Genomic DNA, 17,256 nt, shown 5'->3' with positions numbered 1-17,256 from the left:
CGCGACATGCGCCTTCCTTCTGAAAATTGTTAGAGTGAAACGGATTCCTGAGCATAAGGAAGGTATGGAAATGTCACGTTTAGGTGCTTTTGTTGTTGAACTGATGCATTGATATTTCTAATCATGACGATACCCTCCAATCTTATTAATATTTTCCATCTTATAGTACGGCCCTTTAATTGTCAATTTGTTTTTTTGGCGAATGGCAGGCTTTTGATTCATATTCTTATATTTCGTTAGATTTGTTGGGAAAACGGGTAATATGACAGTAAATCCATTCTGAAAGGAATGATCAATTTGTTTAAAGCTGACCGGATCATAGTCGCGTTTGACGGAAAAGAGGAAAGCAAAAAAGCGCTGAGAAAAGCGATCGACCTGTCGAAAAGGCTCGGCTCACAATTGACCGTCGCCCATGTCCATGAACCGAGGCAAGTGAGAACAGAGGCTGCGGCCGAAAGACCAGCTGCCGGAGCGCCATACCTTTACAGCGGCTTCCCGGCCGCACCCCGGATCCCCCGCGATTCAGACTTGGCCGGTGAACCCATGATCTACGAGGACAGCGCGGAAGAAGCGATTGCGGCAGCGAAAATCATATTGAGCGAAAACCAGTACGACGCGGAAATCGAGGTGCTGGAAGGAGACACGGCCAACGCAGTTCTGCAGCATGCGGAAAACATCGGCGCTGACCTCGTCATCACAGGTACGCGCGACCAGAACCGCCTGAAAAAGCTCCTGTTCGGCAGCGTCAGCGACAAGATATCGACAAAATCGGAGATCCCCGTGCTGATTGTGAAATAACGATTTAAAAGAGGCCGGTCTGTTGTCCGGCCTTTCATCATGTTATGATCCTCTTGAATTTCTAATAAAGGAGACAATCCCCCAAACAATTAATAGTAAGACTCCTAATACAATAACCGCATTTATTATTGAAAAATTGGCCAAGGCAATCTCTCCTTCTCTATCAAATTATTAGAAAGCATACTTGTTGAAAGAGTTTTTGTAGCAACTGATACATAAGCATTCGCATCAGCATAAAACTGCAAGAGCACTGTGTCCTTAGAAGATGCTTCACTGCTATATACAACGCCAATTGATTTTTTCCTGCTAATCCGTAAGCCGAATAGCTACCTTTACCCTCTATGCTTTCTTTACTTTAGATGTTTGTTTCCAGAAGTTATTTTTGCATTAATTTACGACTTTCCCTTGAGAATTCGACTTTCACTACATTGAAATTCATTACCAATCGAATCCGTTTTTTTAGAGTCAAATTTTTATTAATACCTTATTTTCATAGATTGCATTCTTTGATGCTACATCTCTACTTAGCCTAGGATTTCATCCTCTCCCAGCCTCCAACGATCTTTATATCAATAAACTGCCGCAAGTATGGCCGCAAAATAAAAACCTCCCTCCAACAAAATCCAATAACAGGAAAAATAGGCGTTCAAATTAGTAACAACCACCTAACAGACCTCATAATTTGATCTTGTGAGTACCCGGGGTATTTGACTTAATCTGACTTTGCTTATGTTTCATTCTTCTTTTACTGTGTTTTGGTCAAAAATTTTAACGATGAAGGGGGATATTAAAATGCAACCATTCCATGATGAACTGCAGTCGTTGGAGATGGATCACTTCCAGGCAGACGATATGACGCATTGGGATCCGGACCGCCATCACGCCAATGTTAAACACTGCGCAAGCTGCTGGAGCTGCGGAAGCTGTGCCAGCTGTTGGAGCTGCGCGGGACACAGCTGTTGGAGCTGCATGGGACACAGCTGCTGGAGCTGTGCGGGACACAGCTGCTGGAGCTGTGCGGGACACAGCTGCTGGAGCTGTGCGGGACATTGCTGCTGGAGCTGCTGGCACGGAGGCATGTAGTTTTTTTATAAAAAAGAAGACTTCCCCTGCCTCTTTTGCCGCAGGGGGTCTTTTATAGCATAAAGGACAAACAAAATTACATATAATGGTATGTCTTGTTTTTAAAACATTAAAGGAGGAGGAGCATGACACACCTGACTGCTTCCGCTCGCCTGAAAGTAAACCGGGATACATGGTTTCTTCCTGATCCGAACGGCGGCGCGTATTTTAGAAATAATTCCGGGTCGTTTCGCATAAAAGGATCTTCGATTGCTCAATGGTTCGAAAAACTTCTGCCAATGTTCAACGGGGAACATTCGCTTGAAGATTTGACAAAAGGACTGCAAGCTCCGTACCGAAAGAGAGTATATGAAATCGGAGAAACGCTTTATAAAAACGGATTCGTTCGCGACGTCAGCCGCGATCACCCGCACAAACTGGAAAGCTCAGTGCTTAAAACGTATGAAGCCCAAATCGAATTTATTGAAAGCTTTGCCGATTCCGGCGCTTACCGCTTTCAGCTGTCGCGCCAAACCAAAATATTGGCTGCAGGGACTGGCTCCTTTCTCACGAAATTGGTCCGGTCGCTGATCGATTCCGGTTTTTCAAGAATCCGTGCGATCGTGACGGATGCATCCGGGCATGCTTTAGACGAACTGGCAGAAATATCAGAGCAAACAGAAAGCGGACTGGAGATTGGCTTCGCCGAAACGCAACATTGGCGGGAAGCGGTGCGATCTGCCGATTGGGTTTTGTATGTCTCTGACCGCGGCTTCACAGATGATCTCCACGATCTTCAAACGTTTTGCCTTGAAGAGAACAAAGGATTCATACCCGGCATCTGTCTGAAACAAGTCGGACTGGCAGGCCCTGTCTTCCAACAACACGGAGACAGCCGCTTCGAGGCTGCCTGGAGGCGCCTCCATCGGTCTGCGCTCCATGAAGAACGAACGCTTGGAACCTTTCCTTTGGCAGGAAAAGACATGCTGGCAAATGTTATTGTGTTCGAATTGATGAAAGCAGCTGCGGAGCTTGAGCCATTATCTAAGAAGAATCAAGTGTACCTGCTTGATTTGGCAACGCTCGAAGGCGGCTGGCATGCGTTTCTTCCCCATCCGGACTTCAGTTGCGGCAAGGATTCGGCTGAACTCATCTGCGACCTTGAAGCGAAACTTTCGGAACACCCCGGAAAAGAAACAGAAAGCCGGCTATTCCAATGTTTCACCGAACTGACCTCACCCGTAACGGGCATTTTTCATCTGTGGGAAGAAAAACATTTGCCGCAGCTTCCATTAGCACAATGCTTTGTTCAGACAGCAGATCCGCTCTCTTCCGGACCTGCGGAGCTTTTGCCTGAGACGGTTTCGGTCGGTTTGACCCATCAAGAGGCGCGGCGGGAAGCCGGGCTGACGGGGATTGAAATGTATGCATCAAGGTTGACCCGTTCTTATCCGAATAACGGAGATTTCGCGATCGCCACCGGAGAAACGCTGGCTGAAGGCGTATTAAGGGGATTGGAGAAATGCCTGGAACACCGGTTGTGCGAACGGATAAAAAGCGGAAAAGAAATGATTTCCCTCGTTCAGCTGGACGGAATCGAAGACCGGCATTCTGCATTTTATTTAAAAGCGCTGACAGTCTTGTACGGCCAACCGGAAATCGGTTTAGGGAAAAACATAGAAGGCTTCCCTGTCGCATGGGCGGGAATTCGCGGGCGCTGGTACAGAAGTTCTGGACTCAACATCACATCCGCTCTCAGAAAAGTGCTCGAACGGGCACTGACAGACAAAGATCCTTTGAAAGGTGCGGATGTTCTGCTGGAGCCTGGTGAACTGAAGCTTGCTATCCCCGTTTCAGCTGCTTTGCAAAAAACACTGCTTTCCGCCTTGAAAAACAACCGGGGCTTGCAGCTGTATGTCTATGAGCTGCCTGTTGAACCATTTTTAAAAGAAAAACTAGCAGGAATCTATTGCGTGCAGTTGCGAAAGGAGGAACCTTGATGAAGCGCTGTATTTTGGTCGTTGGCGAAGGATTGATGGCTGAAGGCGCATCACAACAATTATCTGCTGAATATAACGTTATCCGCAGGTCTGATTTTGAGAACAGAATACCGGCGGAGACTTCGTTCGTTCTTGTGCTGCACGACGCTTGGCGGCCTTTGTTATATCGCGAGGCCGAAAAAGTGCTAAGGGCGGCAGGGATTCCCTGGCTTCGCGGGTTTGCATCTTTTGGGGAAGGGGTAATCGGGCCGCTCGTTTATCCGTCAGAGTCAGGATGTTCAAAATGCGCCGATATGAGGTGGTATGTCTCCGGCCCCGACAGCATGGAGACGCTTGAACTGGAACAAAAAAGCAATGACATAAACCGCGATCCGTGGGCTTCAAAGACCGGCTGCCGCCAGATGGTCAGCCTGATCTGCACAGAAGTCGACACCATCATGAACGGCGGGCGCGGCCGATTGGAAAAAAAGCTGTACATCGTCAATTTGAAAACGCTAGAAAGTTCGCTGCACGCTTTCATACCGGAACCGACATGCCCTATATGCGGAAATCTGCCCGAAGACGGACCGGAATCCGCGCGGATATCGCTCCGGCCCAGCCTGAAAACGAACCCGGACAGCTTTCGCGTGCGGAACACGGACGACTTAAAACAAACGCTCTCCAAAGACTATTTGGACCAGAGAACGGGGATATTCAACGCCAAAATTTATGACGCGATTCTGCCGTTTGCCGATATGATCGTCAATATCCCTTTATGGATGGGAAATGAAGGGGTAGGTGGGCGGAGCCATTCGTATGAAGACAGCGAATTAACCGCCATTTTAGAAGGTTTGGAACGCTATTCCGGGATTGAACCGCGCGGCAAACGGACGGTCGTACATGACACCTATGAAAATGTAAAAGATCGTGCGCTCGACCCGGCAAAAGTCGGGCTTCATCAAGCCGAACAATACACGCATCCCGATTTTCCTTTTCAGCCGTTTCATCCGGCCCGCCCGCTCCGCTGGGTATGGGGCTATTCATTTCTGCAGAAACGGCCGATTCTCGTTCCTGAATCGCTCGCGTATTACAGCCTGGGGCGGGAAGACAGCTTTGTCTATGAAACATCGAACGGCTGTGCACTCGGAGGGAGTTTGGAGGAAGCGATTTTCCACGGCATATTAGAAGCGGCTGAGCGCGATTCATTTTTGCTTGCCTGGTATGCCAGGCTTCCACTTCGGCAGCTGGATCTCGACTCTTCAGGAGATCCGGAATTGCGCCTCATGACAGAGAGGGTGCGAAGTGTGGCGGGATATGATCTGCATGTCTTTAATTCAACGATGGAATACGGCATTCCAAGCATTTGGGCGATCGCCAAAAACAGAAAACGGGAAGGATTGAATCTGATTTGTTCCGCAGGCGCCCACCCCGATCCCGTAAAAGCGGTGAAAAGCGCCCTTCATGAGCTGGCAGGCATGATGTTGAAGCACGACCGCAAATTTGAATCTGAAAGGAGCAAATATCACCAGATGCTCCGCAGTCCTGCTTTAGTGCGGGAAATGGAGGATCACAGCTTAATGTACGGACTGCCCGAAGCGGAAGAGCGGCTCAGTTTTTTGCTGAATCAAAGCCGGCCTCTGCAAACATTCGACGATGCCTTTAAAAAAAGAAAGAAACACCTTGATTTAACCGAAGACCTCTGCGACCTGCTTGAAGCTTTCCGGAGTCTCAACCTTGAAGTGATCGTCGTTGATCAGACTTCCCCTGTTATCAAACGGAATGGACTTTATTGTGTGAAAGTTCTCATCCCGGGCCTGATTCCGATGACATTCGGACAGCGCTTCATCCGCCTGGAAGGGCTTGAGAGAATTTTCACCGTGCCGAAGAAGCTCGGCTTTGCGGAAGAGCCGTTAAGACCAGAACAGCTGAACCTGCACCCGCACCCGTTCCCTTAAAATTTAAGAGAATATATTTTTTCCGATTGTTCTGCTTTATGATTAAAGCAGAACTTTTTAGGCGGTGGTTAATATGAAACAGGAATACAAGCGGCCGGTGCTTTTCATCGCCTCCCTTTTCATGGCCTTTTGCGCCGTTTATTTCGGCGGGAGGCTGATCGGTTTTTATATGGCGGAATACCCAAAATGGAACGGGCAAAGCGCCGACGGAAATTGGGAGGCCGTGATCAAAAAGATAGATGGCCGCGCGCTGTTCGGCGGAGAGCTCTACTGGACAGGCGACCGCGGCAAGCTGGACGATACATATTTGGAAAAATTGGTCGTAAAGTTTGGTGATGAAATCGTTTTGAACGCCCAAATCGAAACGCCGGTGAAAGATTACGCGGGAGGCAAATTCCCCGGCGGAGGGTCAAAAGAACAATCCGTTTCTTTTTTGGAAGGGCTTGAAGAAGCTGAAATCGCCGGCCGCGAGGTGACGGTTCAATTGGATTGGAGAGAGGGCAAACAAGCGTCCCATACAGGATTTACGCTTGATAAAAGCTCATGGTAAAAGGCGGAATATCGATTATATTCCGCCTACCTCAATTTTGCTTCGCATCGTCAGCTCTTCCTGCGGCCCCAAATCCCGAAATCCGGTCACACTCTTCGGAAGGTTCACGTTCGGTGCATTCGTCATCCAAGTGTATGGCTCAATACAAAGCAGATCATCCTGATCAGATGTACCGTTAAACACAACCCAGTGCTTAAAATGGCCGTCGCATTGATAGCGTACGCGAATGCCGGCGAGGCTGTCCGCAATGACGGCGGTGCTGTTTCCTTCTTGGTCTTGCTCAGCCGCCAATATATCATCAAGCCTTTCACCCGCTGCCATTTTTCCCGCTTTGAACTCCTCTGTCACCCGATACTCGCCAGTCGGCAGCATGCGGTCTGTCAGCGTCCAATGCTTTGAGGCAGGAAGAGTAAACAGGCACTTTTCTTTATCCCCTGATTCGTTTAAAGGATAGCGGAAAGATGTGTGATACCCCAATCCGATCGGCATCGGATCTTGACCGCGGTTGACAGCCGACGCATCAATTTTCAGATGCTGTCCTTCTAATGTGTAGGTGATGGTGATGGAAAAAGAGTGAGGGAAGATCGATTTGATGCCCGGATGATCATCAGAGTCCAGCATCGTCTGCACGATGATCCGCTCTTCTGTTGCCTCCATTTTTTTTACCGTCCACTTTTTATCGTAAAGAAATCCGTGCAGGTGGTTTTCGAGCGGCTTTTCATTGATCGGCAGCTCGTATGTTCTTCCCGCATATGTAAATCTCCCGTGATCGATCCGGTTGGGAGGAAAAAGAACAGGGATTCCGAATAAAAACGGATTCGCGTCATATTCTTCCTTTGTTTCAGGCGTTTTCAACAAATTCAAACCGCCCGCCTTCCACCTCAATGAAATCAAATTGCTTCCCCACCCGGGCACAAGTACTGCCTCTAAATCATCATTTTCAAACCGTATCGCTTCCTCATGTAAAAACCGGCTTTTCTGAACAGTGCAAGACATCGCATTTCCCCCTATTTTGGCTTAAGGATATTGAAACGTGTATCAAATACATGCCTTTCTCCAATCTATTATATCTTAAAAAAGTCAGCGCTTTCAAAATAGAATGGGCGAACCTTTGAAAAATGTTTGAAATATTTTAATTTAAGTATATGATCTATTTTTCTGTTATAATACGTTTACGCACAAAAGCATAAAAGTATTAAAGAAAGAGATTTCTTCTAATGAGGTGTATGATTTGTCAAACGAAAAACGACTATCGTTTTCCATATCGGCTCTATTGTTTATGGCCATATTGTTTATTATTTTCACCTGCTTATTCATATTTAAAGCAGAACCGCACATACCGCTTTTGATTTGCGTCGGTTTTTTGGCCGCTGTCGGCGCGGTGAAAGGGCATTCTTGGAAAGATCTTGAGAGCGGCATTGTCTCAGGCATCCGAAATGGCGTTCAGCCGATCATCATCCTTTGCCTAATCGGCATCTTAATCGGAGTCTGGGAGTACAGCGGCGCGATTCCGACGGTAACGGTTTACGCGTTGAATCTGATTGAACCGCAGCACCTGCTGCTCACCGCACTTTTCAGCTGTCTTGTGATCAGTTCATTGGTCGGCTCCAGCTTTACGACGGTCAGCACGATCGGCGTCGCCCTCATCGGTGTGGCCGCGGCGGCAGGCGTTCCACTGACATGGGCGGCGGGAGCCGTGATTTGCGGCGCCTGCTTCGGCGACAAAATGTCTCCAATGTCAGACACGACCAACTTTGCCGCAGGAGTCGGGGAGCTTCCGATTTTCAAGCATATCAGACATATGGCGGGAACGACGATCCCCGCTCTTTTGATCACGATTTTGCTTTTCTTTTTCATGGGCCGTTCTTTAACGGCGGCACCGGCTTCAACCGAAAACATTCAAGCGATCATAAACGGAATAGAAGGCATGGTCAACATCAGCGTCTTCACGCTTCTGTCGCCTCTGCTTGTGATTGTACTTGCTGTCAGACGGACGCCCGTCATTCCGTCGCTTGCAGCAGGGATCGTTTCCGCCGGAATTTTTGCCGCGCTGATTCAGCCTGACGCCGGCATTTCATCGTTTTTGTCAGCGATGCAGAATGGCCCGGTTTTCTCAGCCGATACTGAAGCCGTTGAAAAGATTTTAAATCGCGGCGGCCTTCAATCGATGATGGGCTCTGTTTCTCTCATCATCATCGCATTCGCGCTCGGCGGTCTCATGGAAAAGATCGGCATGATTACAAGCCTGCTTGAAGGCGTAATCAAGGGCATTCATACGAAAGGCCGGCTTGTGTTCTCAACCGTTTCATCAAGCATCGGCATGAACCTGGCGACAGGAGAACAGTATTTATCGATCTTGATTCCCGGTCAGTCCTTTAAAAAGCTGTATGACAAGCTTGGAATCGACCGGAAGCATTTGTCGAGATCACTTGAAGACGGAGGGACATTAATTAATCCGATGATCCCATGGGGAGTCAGCGGCGCGTTCATGTCCACAGCGCTCGGCGTTCCCGTCATTGAATATTTGCCGTTTGTGTTTTTCCTTTATTTATCGCCGCTCTTTTCGATTTTGTTCGGTTTCCGCAAATAAAAAAACGCCGTTTCCCCAGGAGACGGCGTTTTTCTTTGTTAAACCGTTTTGGCTGTTTCCGACAAAATGCTGTTTTGCAAAGCGGTCTGCACATTTTTTGTGAGCGGTCCGGGCGCTCCGGAGCCGATTGTTTGCCCGTCAATCGAGGTGACCGGAATGACTTCGGCTGTCGTTGACGTGATGAATACTTCATCCGCATTCAGCAATTCATCCTTTGTCACCGCTTTTTCTACATAATTCAAGCCGTTCTCTTCACACAGCTGAAGAACTTTCATCCGCGTGATGCCGTTTAAGATGAGCGTTGTCGCAGGATGGGTGTAGATAGCGTTTTGTTTGACGACATAAACATTTGAAGACGTCCCTTCCGTCACCAAACCGTCGCGAATTAAGATCGCTTCGAATGAAGAAGCTTCATGCGCTTTTTGCTTGATCATGACGTTGTACAACAGATTTAAGCTTTTAATGTCGCACCTCAGCCAGCGCATGTCGTCCGCAGTAATAGCCGAAACGCCGTTTTGCTGTTCTTTTTCAGGCTTCTGAATAGGAAATGTATAAGCCGTCACCTGAGGCGTAAGCCCTGCTCCGTATTGATGCTTCCTCGGAGCTTTTCCCCTTGTCACTTGAAGATACAGCCCGCCTTCCCGCATCTGATTGATGTCGACGAGCTCTTTCAGCTGGCTTTTCAGCTCGGCTTCTGAAAAAGACAGGTCGATTCCGATTTCGGCTGCGCTTTTATATAAGCGGGCAATGTGTTCATCAAGCGTGAACAAAATTCCATTGTAAATGCGGATGACTTCATAGACGCCGTCTCCAAATTGGTAGCCTCTGTCCTCAATATCAACCGCACACTCGCTCCGTTCAATCAGCCGGCCGTTAAAAAGAACTTTCATTTCTCCATCCCCTTATTTTTGTTGACTTCTGAATTTTCTCCATTCCATTCTAACACGACCCTGCCGATCAAAATAGTGCAATATTTCCAAAAACTTTTTTCCGCCTTCAGGATCAAAAAAGCAGCATTCCTTATCGTTCAACATTTTCTCTTAAAATTTGATATATTTTTCCCTTCATCCTGTATTCATCTTCTTTCCAATCCTGTATACTTAGACATTGTGATCCATTATTTTATGAGACTAGCATTCTATCTCATAATGGAATCGGAACGAGAAAAATGATACGGAGAGAGTGACATGCGCCAAGTATCAAAAAAAACTGCCCCATCTGTAGCTTATTTGTTGACGAAAGCAGCGTGCTTTTTCGTGTTGTGTCTGATTCTCCTGTACGTGTGGGACCTTTCACAGTCCTCTGCCGCTACTGAGAAAAGAGAGCTTACGGTGTCGGAAAACAGCCAAATGAGGCATGAAGGAGACAGCGTTCCGCTCAAAAAAGCAACGCAAGGCGAACTTCTCGATCACTTGAGCACAAAACAGCAGATCGAAAAGCGCAAGCAGGAAAAAGAGAAGCAAAAAGCTGCTGCGGAAAAAAAGAAAGAAAAATCGAAGGAAAAAACGGTTTATTTGACGTTTGACGATGGGCCTTCAGCCGTAAGCCAAAGGCTGCTGCAAATTTTATCCGAACATGATGCTAAAGCGACATTCTTCATGCTCGAACCGAACATGAAGCTTCACAAAGAAGCCGTTCTCAATATGAAGCAGCAGGGCCATGCACTTGGACTTCACGGGGTGACCCATGACCAAAAGCAATTTTATAAAGGCGCCAATTCTCCTAATCTGGAAATGAAGCAGGCTCAAAAAACGCTGAAGTCTATCACCGGGGTTGAAACCCATTTGATCAGAACGCCGTACGGAAGCAAACCGTCGCTGACCGAAGCGCAGAAAAAAGTGCTGAAAAAGAACGGATTTATTTATTGGGACTGGAATATTGACAGCCTGGACTGGAAATACAGAAGCCAAAAATTCGTTCCGGAAGTCATGAACCAGCTGAATATCCTGGAAAAGCGGCAGACAAAACAGCCGATCGTGATCCTGATGCACGATATTCCTTCAACGGTTCAATCATTGCCGTTATTGCTGACAAATTTAAAAAACATGGGGTATTCATTTGCAACACTTGATGAATCCATGACACCCGTTCATGAATAACATCCATTGTCTGATCCCCTGATGAAGGGGATTTTTTTATTTCCTCCCTCGAGTGTGATTATCTGACACACTTGTTGCCAAAAAAACAGTTTTCTGATTATGATGCAGTTATCTTTATACCATGGGGTGGGTAAATGAAAATCGAAGAGTTGCATTCAACCGCGGAATATGCCAATCAATTGGCCGAGCTTCTCATCCGCGTCGTCGATGACGGGGCATCAGTCGGCTTTCTGCCTCCGCTCGAAAAGCGGCTGGCGGAGGCTTACTGGAAAACAGCCGTCGCACCGGATTCGGTTTTATGGATTGCCAAACAAAATGGCCGGATCGCAGGAAGTGTTCAATTGCACTTATGCACAAAACAAAACGGCCGCCACAGAGCGGAAATCTGCAAGTTAATGACAGATCCCGCCTTCAGGCGGCAGGGCGTCGCCAAATCGTTAATGCAAAAAGCGATCGACAGGGCGAAACAGGAAGGCAGATCTCTTCTCGTGCTGGATACAAGGGAAAAAGACCCCTCCAACCTCCTTTACGCTTCGCTCGGCTTTGCCGAAGCCGGACGCATTCCTGAATACGCGGAATCTGCAGACGGCCGGCTCGATGCATCCGTTTTTTATTATAAAAAACTGTGATGAAGATCAAAAAAGACGCTCCGGTCTGGAGCGTCTTCCTTTTTAATGATTGAGTTTCCGAACAAACTCGGCGATTTTTTGATTGATGACAATGTCGAATAAATGATCGTAAGGCGTTTCATCGAGATTGATCATGGCTTTCTTCAAACCGGGGATCAGGTGCGCTTCTTCAGGAACAAACCTGACAGGCGCCACTTCGAGTGAAGTGCCGATCACCAGAAGCAGGTCGGATTCGTTGAGGACTTCAAAAAGCGTGTCGAAATGCTGAACGGCGTCGCCGAACAGCACGACATCCGTTTTTAATATAAATCCGCATGCTCTCCCCTTGCCATTGACGCGATTGCACCTTGGCACTTCTTCTTGAAGAATGTGGTCAAGACCGTAGCGCGCCCCGCATTTTGGGCAAGCGGCTGTTTGAATCGAACCGTGCAGTTCATATACATGGCGGCTTCCCGCCTTAAGATGCAGCCCGTCGATATTCTGCGTGAACACCCTGACATCCTTACCGCTTTTCTCGAGTTCGGCTAAATAAAGGTGCCCGTCATTCGGCCGATAAGTTCCCGTCATTTTCATTTGAAAAAGCTCTTTAAACTTCGGCCAAAACAATTTTGGATATCGTTCGTAATAATCACGGCTCATCGCTTCCATTCTCGACAGATCTTCCGTCCATATGCCGCCGGCTGAACGAAAATCAGGAATGCCTGATTCCGTGCTCATACCGGCGCCTGTCAAAACGGTAATGCGCTCGGCATTTTCGATCATATCCGCAAATCTCAGGGCTTCTTCCTCCATTTGGCTTGTCTCCCTTCAAAAACTGTTTCTAAGCATTTCCTTGCTGATCTTTCATTTTCTTCAACTCAAAGAGGCTGTGCCCCGGAGAAACAAAATCAACCTGCTCCTCTTTCATAATGTCAAGAATGCGGTAGTTCACATCCTGTCTGACGTCCAAGTTTTCGGCCCAGACCGTCGTATTTGTATAGTAGTTGAAGAAGATGCTTAAATGCGTATCCTTCAGGACATCGAAATTGACCATAATGACATCCGGGTTGACCCCTTCGTGCGATTCGAGCATTTCTTTAAAACGCTCCACACACCGCTCGACTTTCTCCCGCGGGGTTGACGGATCGATTTCGAGCGTAAAGGTGACCTGACGCTTTCGCATTTTCGTCCAGTTCATGATCGCTTCGTTGGCCAGCACAGAGTTGGGAACGGTAACGAGAGCCTCTCCGGCCGTGCGGACTTTCGTGCTTCTGAACGATATATCTTCAACAGTTCCTGTGACAATTTTCGTTTCAATCCAATCGCCGATTGTAAAAGGCTTCTCCATAATAATGACAACTCCGCCGAAAAAGTTTCCGACTGTGTCTTTTGCCGCAAGGGCAAAAGCGAATCCGCCGAGCCCGAGTCCGGCAACAAATCCGTTGACATCATAATTGAACTCTCCGGCGATGACGCTGATTCCAAGCGCTACAATGATAAATCGGAGAATCTTGGACAAAAACGGCGCAAGAATATCATCCATATCAAGCTCAAGCCGCTTATTGATTTTATCGAATAAAACAGACGAAGCCGCCGTTAAGTTATACAGGCCGCTTACAATGACCAAAATCACGGACACTCTGTACAGTTTATGAACGATCCCCATATGCCCCTCAAAAAACGGGGAATAAATAATCGCCAGATAAATACCGAGTATCGCAAAAAACCACCTGGCCGGCTTTTCAAACGCCAGCACCACCTGATTGAAAAAGTCCGTTTTCGTCTTATTCGTCAATTTCAGTATCAGGTTGAATAAGTACTTCGTAAATATTTTTCTAAACGCGAAAAATAAAAGAAGGATACCGATGCTGATCCCGATATCGGCAGCGAAATCCATTGTCATATACTTTTCGAACATTGCTTTCTCTCCCTTATTTCACTCATCAAGCTTTTATTATACTAAAACGAGCAAAAAATTTCTCACTTTATTGTACGCCAAAAATACCGATGCCACGCATAAAAGGCCGCCGAACACCTTCGGCAGCCTGATGATCATTCTATTTTATTGTTCCCAGAGACAACGTGATACGGGCCAACACCGCTATTTCTTCTTCTGAGACTGTGTTTGATCAAGGAGAGTCGCTTTAAACATTTCAGCATCGGTTTCGATCTTAATCCGTTCTTCCACTTTAATTCTCCCTTTACCCATCATCTCGCCTCCTTTTGTCCATTATAAAATATCAGAATTTTTAGTAAATGATACTTTTGTACCATTTTGCCGAAATTTGTCGCACATCTCTTCCCCCTGCCTTTTGTCCGCTTTAGTCAAAGGATTTACTTGCATCGCCAAAATCGGGTATCCTTGTGATGGAAAGATTTTATCAAGAGGAGCTGACATGTTTGCATATTATCGCACATCGCGGAGCCTCGGCTTACGCCCCAGAAAATACGTTTGCCGCTTTTGAAAAAGCGGTGGAGCTCGGGGCTGATTTTATCGAACTCGACATACAGATTACAAAGGATGGAAAACTTGCCGTCATCCACGATGACAAGGTTGACAGAACGACGAACGGTACCGGTTTCGTTCGCGAGTATACGATGAATGAGCTCGAACAGCTGGATGCAGGAAGCTGGTTCGGCCCTGAATATCAAGGCGAAAAAATCCCTTCACTTGAAGCTGTTCTGAGGAAGTATCACAATAAGACGGGCCTTCTCATCGAAATCAAGTCGTCCAAAACCCAGCCCGGAATCGAAAAAGCGGCCGGACAACTGATCAGCCGGTATGGCCGTTCAATGAACACAATTGTCCAGTCGTTTGACGCCGGCGCCATGAGGGCGTTTCATCACATGTATCCTTCGATTCAGACTGCCGTTTTGATCAGGCCGAGATTTGGATTGCTGCCGCGCGGCCGGCTGCGGCAAATCGCTTCGTTTGCCCAATACGTCAGCCTGAAAGCTACGATGATCAGCCCTTTTCTGATCAAATCGATTCACAGCTGTGATTTGAAGGCGCTGGCTTGGACGGTCAACGGGCAGAAAACGGGAAGCCGCCTCAAAATCTGGAAAATCGATGGGATCATTACCGACTACCCGGATTATTTTTGAGAAAGAAGGAAGAGTATGAAATCATATGTTGCCGTTTTTATCGGGGGAGCCATCGGATCGCTGCTGCGCTACGCAGTCAATCTGCTCGGCGGCACCGCCGTTTTTCCTTGGCCGACTTTTATTGAAAACGCGTCCGGAAGCCTTCTGCTCGGCCTTTTGACAGGCTTTTTTGCGGCTCGGGCAAAAAAGCCGCTCGTCCAATTATGCTTAGGGACGGGGTTTTGCGGCGGGTATACGACAATGTCCGCTTTTTCTAAAGAAACCGTACTTCTGCTGCAATCGGCCGCTCACATCGGAGTTCTGTACTTGATGGCATCGCTTGCCTGCGGGGTATGCTTCGCATTTTTGGGGATCGTGATCGGCAAAAAGGTCAGCGGAGCTGCGGGGAAAGAAAAGGAGCGGTATCAATCATGATGGCAGCTGCTTTTATGATCGCGGGAGGAATCGGGTCCGTTTTGAGATTTTGGCTGGGCAATGTGCTCATGGCGATGATTCCGCGCCCCCGCATTCCGGTCAGCGTGATGGTGATCAATATTCTCGGCTCATTCGCTCTCGGCATATTCATAAGCCTCGGCATTGACAATCAAACGGTCTCTATCGTGGTCGGAACTGGATTTTTCGGAGGCTTCACAACATTTTCGACGTTCAGCGTTGAAGCTGTTCAGCTTTTGGCTGCAAAGCGGGTAAAGGCTTCAGCGGTTTACATCCTGCTTACAATGGCAGGCTCAATCGGCGGATTCTGGGCCGGCAGCATGCTGATTCCGTGAAAATGATGGTGTTATGATGAACCAATTATTCTGGTTTATTGATTTGTATAGCAGCTCAAATTCTGATGGGAGCGTTCAGAAAGGAACATTACGCCCAAATGAAAAAAGATGCGGACTCATTAAATGTCAAGAATCCATTTTGAATGCTTCAAAATGGATTCTTCCCTTTTTATCCTTTTTCAATGGCCGCTGTTTGAAAGCTGTCCCAATTCGCAGAAATAACGTTCAAAACATCGTCTTTTTCTTGGTAAGCTCCAATTTGTCCCCCGTCCATCGTCACTTTATACAGGGGAAACTCATTGTGTGTCAGACCGAGGCAGAGTGCGATGCCGGCTGCATGTCCCCGCGCCGTCTGTTCGATCCAGGCGGCGCTTTTCATTTTTGCCGAATCTTCGGGATGATCGATAAAGCCGTTCTCCGTCAATATGGCGTGCATCGCTGTTTCCCGAAGAACATGAAAGTTCGCCTTCTTCATTCCCCTGTCCCTGAGTCCGTTCTGCTTGATCACTTCGCCGTGAATGATCCGTTGATAAAGAGCAGTAACCGACTCATCGGTCAAGCCGCTGTAGATATAATCTTCATACCCGTACGCCGTACCGTCAAAAGCGTTTGTATGAATGGAGACAAATAAATCGGCCCCCCACGAATTGGCATCATCTGTGCGCTCCTGAAGCGTGACCGTTTTGTCTGTTGTTCTGCTCAGCCTCGTCTCTGCGTTATCATACTCTTTTAATAAAATGTCATTCATTTTGAGAGCAATCGCAAGCGTCACGTCCTTTTCCTGCAAACCGTTTCCCGATGCTCCCGGATCACTTCCGCCGTGTCCCGGATCCAAATAAATCTTCATGTTCAATCTCCTCCTTTGATAATGGTTTCAAGACGTTTTTTGAGCCGGAGTAAAATCCAACTGATGACAAGCCAAGCCAAGTTCCGATCATCATATCTTCCTTCCAGTCCCCTGCGGTAAACAAGAGAGAAATCGAGATGCCGAAGACAATTGCACAGATGGGGAGAAATCGTTTCTGAATGCCGACAAGCTTTACCGTATGCACCAATCCCGTAATCAGCGGAACGAGCGCAATTTCAGAAAAATCCATGTTCTTCCTCTCCTTTCCTGAAGCGTTTGTCTCAAAAAATGACCGGCATTTGTTTCATTACATGTGTCAAACCTCCCCGCTGTTTAAAGCTTGTCTTTATCATAAAAGAAAAGCTGCCCTCTCCCGTGTCATCATCGCGTCAAGAACCTGAAAAAAAACTGAAGCGGCCAGAAAAGAAGGGCTTGTTTGAGACAAGCCCTCGCATCCGTTAAATATTCGTGATCGCCGCCAAGCTGACAAGCAGCTTGTCCAGCAGCGATTTCTTCATTAAAAACAGCGTTTTTTCGCTGTAGCCGATTTCCATCGCGCATTTTCCCATGCTCCAATTATGAATATACCGGCATTCCACCAACTTCCGCTCGAGCTCATCCAATTCTGAGACAGCCGTTTCCATCGAATCAAGCAAAAATTGATAGAGCCTTTTTTCCGCGTCGATCTGATATTCAGCGTTTCTTTCTTTGACGGTGAGCCCGTTCTTTTGCTCCTTCTCCATCCTCCTTTCTAAATTGAGCACGGCGGCTTTGTAATTTTTCCAATTCCGCAAATGAAATTCGATCCGCTTAATATACGTTTTCCTCTCTTCCTCCGAAATGATTTCGTACCACAGCAAATCAATCACCTCTCAAACAGAACGTTTGTTCCCATT

19 protein-coding genes are annotated in these 17,256 nt (G+C 47.4%); 11 read left to right on the top strand and 8 right to left on the bottom strand.

The window, feature by feature from the left end; genetic code table 11:
- The first annotated feature begins 297 nt into the window (after nucleotides 1-297).
- The 5 genes from MKY62_RS05200 (at nucleotide 298) to MKY62_RS05180 (ending at nucleotide 6,344) form a co-directional block, all read left to right on the top strand.
- Nucleotides 298-798: a universal stress protein gene (locus MKY62_RS05200; RefSeq protein WP_011197701.1), complete on the top strand. Its 501-nt coding sequence runs from the start codon at nucleotides 298-300 to the stop codon at nucleotides 796-798.
- A 935-nt stretch (nucleotides 799-1,733) separates the two neighbouring features.
- Nucleotides 1,734-1,892, top strand: a complete 159-nt coding sequence (locus MKY62_RS05195; protein ID WP_003180182.1) for a hypothetical protein — start codon at nucleotides 1,734-1,736, stop codon at nucleotides 1,890-1,892.
- A gap of 114 nt (nucleotides 1,893-2,006) precedes the next feature.
- Nucleotides 2,007-3,860 carry a putative thiazole-containing bacteriocin maturation protein gene (locus tag MKY62_RS05190; RefSeq protein WP_016886167.1) on the top strand — a complete coding sequence of 618 codons (1,854 nt, stop codon included), beginning with the start codon at nucleotides 2,007-2,009 and terminating at the stop codon, nucleotides 3,858-3,860.
- Nucleotides 3,860-5,794, top strand: a complete 1,935-nt coding sequence (locus MKY62_RS05185; RefSeq protein ID WP_003180177.1) for a TOMM precursor leader peptide-binding protein — start codon at nucleotides 3,860-3,862, stop codon at nucleotides 5,792-5,794. The genes MKY62_RS05190 and MKY62_RS05185 overlap by 1 nt, the downstream gene beginning before the upstream one ends.
- Nucleotides 5,795-5,867: 73 nt before the next feature.
- Nucleotides 5,868-6,344, top strand: coding sequence for a YdhH/YoaO family protein (locus MKY62_RS05180; RefSeq protein WP_003180175.1), 477 nt, complete (start codon nucleotides 5,868-5,870; stop codon nucleotides 6,342-6,344).
- A gap of 15 nt (nucleotides 6,345-6,359) precedes the next feature.
- Here MKY62_RS05180 and MKY62_RS05175 read toward each other — a convergent pair whose 3' ends face one another.
- Nucleotides 6,360-7,340 (bottom strand): aldose 1-epimerase, encoded by a 981-nt coding sequence (locus MKY62_RS05175; RefSeq protein WP_003180172.1) that lies wholly within the window; start codon nucleotides 7,338-7,340, stop codon nucleotides 6,360-6,362.
- Between the two features lie 235 nt (nucleotides 7,341-7,575).
- Between MKY62_RS05175 and nhaC the strand changes: the two genes are divergently transcribed.
- The gene (gene nhaC / locus MKY62_RS05170; RefSeq protein WP_003180170.1) at nucleotides 7,576-8,934 is read left to right on the top strand and encodes a Na+/H+ antiporter NhaC; all 1,359 of its coding nucleotides are present in this window, start codon (nucleotides 7,576-7,578) and stop codon (nucleotides 8,932-8,934) included.
- Between the two features lie 38 nt (nucleotides 8,935-8,972).
- Here the strand turns inward: nhaC and dat are convergent, their stop codons facing one another.
- A complete protein-coding gene (gene dat / locus MKY62_RS05165; protein ID WP_003180168.1) occupies nucleotides 8,973-9,824 on the bottom strand; it encodes a D-amino-acid transaminase in 852 nt (283 codons plus the stop codon).
- Between the two features lie 297 nt (nucleotides 9,825-10,121).
- Between dat and MKY62_RS05160 the strand changes: the two genes are divergently transcribed.
- The gene (locus MKY62_RS05160; protein WP_003180166.1) at nucleotides 10,122-11,033 is read left to right on the top strand and encodes a polysaccharide deacetylase family protein; all 912 of its coding nucleotides are present in this window, start codon (nucleotides 10,122-10,124) and stop codon (nucleotides 11,031-11,033) included.
- A gap of 134 nt (nucleotides 11,034-11,167) precedes the next feature.
- Complete coding sequence (locus MKY62_RS05155) at nucleotides 11,168-11,662, top strand: GNAT family N-acetyltransferase (RefSeq protein WP_003180165.1); 495 nt, start codon at nucleotides 11,168-11,170, stop codon at nucleotides 11,660-11,662.
- A 42-nt stretch (nucleotides 11,663-11,704) separates the two neighbouring features.
- On the opposite strand, the gene MKY62_RS05150 is transcribed toward MKY62_RS05155, so the two are convergent.
- The 3 genes from MKY62_RS05150 to MKY62_RS05140 form a co-directional block, all read right to left on the bottom strand.
- On the bottom strand, nucleotides 11,705-12,454 hold the full coding sequence (locus tag MKY62_RS05150; RefSeq protein WP_003180163.1) for an NAD-dependent protein deacylase: 750 nt from the start codon (nucleotides 12,452-12,454) through the stop codon (nucleotides 11,705-11,707).
- Nucleotides 12,455-12,482: 28 nt separating this feature from the next.
- Complete coding sequence (locus MKY62_RS05145; RefSeq protein WP_003180161.1) at nucleotides 12,483-13,559, bottom strand: mechanosensitive ion channel family protein; 1,077 nt, start codon at nucleotides 13,557-13,559, stop codon at nucleotides 12,483-12,485.
- A gap of 183 nt (nucleotides 13,560-13,742) precedes the next feature.
- On the bottom strand, nucleotides 13,743-13,850 hold the full coding sequence (locus MKY62_RS05140; protein ID WP_003180159.1) for a YhdX family protein: 108 nt from the start codon (nucleotides 13,848-13,850) through the stop codon (nucleotides 13,743-13,745).
- 191 nt (nucleotides 13,851-14,041) lie between these two features.
- Here MKY62_RS05140 and MKY62_RS05135 point away from each other — a divergent pair, with 191 nt between their 5' ends.
- Genes MKY62_RS05135 through crcB form a run of 3 tightly spaced genes read left to right on the top strand, consistent with a single transcriptional unit; the run spans nucleotide 14,042 to nucleotide 15,513 of the window.
- Complete coding sequence (locus MKY62_RS05135; RefSeq protein ID WP_339613966.1) at nucleotides 14,042-14,746, top strand: glycerophosphodiester phosphodiesterase family protein; 705 nt, start codon at nucleotides 14,042-14,044, stop codon at nucleotides 14,744-14,746.
- Between the two features lie 15 nt (nucleotides 14,747-14,761).
- Nucleotides 14,762-15,160 (top strand): CrcB family protein, encoded by a 399-nt coding sequence (locus MKY62_RS05130; RefSeq protein WP_009328971.1) that lies wholly within the window; start codon nucleotides 14,762-14,764, stop codon nucleotides 15,158-15,160.
- Nucleotides 15,157-15,513, top strand: coding sequence for a fluoride efflux transporter CrcB (gene crcB / locus MKY62_RS05125; protein WP_003180153.1), 357 nt, complete (start codon nucleotides 15,157-15,159; stop codon nucleotides 15,511-15,513). Before MKY62_RS05130 ends, crcB begins: the two co-directional genes overlap by 4 nt.
- Nucleotides 15,514-15,682: 169 nt before the next feature.
- Here crcB and MKY62_RS05120 read toward each other — a convergent pair whose 3' ends face one another.
- The 3 genes from MKY62_RS05120 to MKY62_RS05110 all read right to left on the bottom strand — a co-directional run bounded on the left by MKY62_RS05120 (nucleotide 15,683) and on the right by MKY62_RS05110 (nucleotide 17,220).
- Nucleotides 15,683-16,360 carry an N-acetylmuramoyl-L-alanine amidase gene (locus tag MKY62_RS05120; RefSeq protein WP_009328972.1) on the bottom strand — a complete coding sequence of 226 codons (678 nt, stop codon included), beginning with the start codon at nucleotides 16,358-16,360 and terminating at the stop codon, nucleotides 15,683-15,685.
- On the bottom strand, nucleotides 16,323-16,610 hold the full coding sequence (locus MKY62_RS05115) for a hypothetical protein (RefSeq protein ID WP_003180149.1): 288 nt from the start codon (nucleotides 16,608-16,610) through the stop codon (nucleotides 16,323-16,325). Before MKY62_RS05115 ends, MKY62_RS05120 begins: the two co-directional genes overlap by 38 nt.
- A 208-nt stretch (nucleotides 16,611-16,818) precedes the next feature.
- Nucleotides 16,819-17,220 (bottom strand): hypothetical protein, encoded by a 402-nt coding sequence (locus tag MKY62_RS05110; protein ID WP_003180147.1) that lies wholly within the window; start codon nucleotides 17,218-17,220, stop codon nucleotides 16,819-16,821.
- Nucleotides 17,221-17,256 lie beyond the last annotated feature (36 nt).

Source organism: Bacillus sp. FSL R7-0646, from assembly GCF_037969865.1.
GTDB classification, from domain to species: domain Bacteria; phylum Bacillota; class Bacilli; order Bacillales; family Bacillaceae; genus Bacillus; species Bacillus licheniformis.
This window is presented reverse-complemented; position numbering and strand designations above follow the sequence as displayed.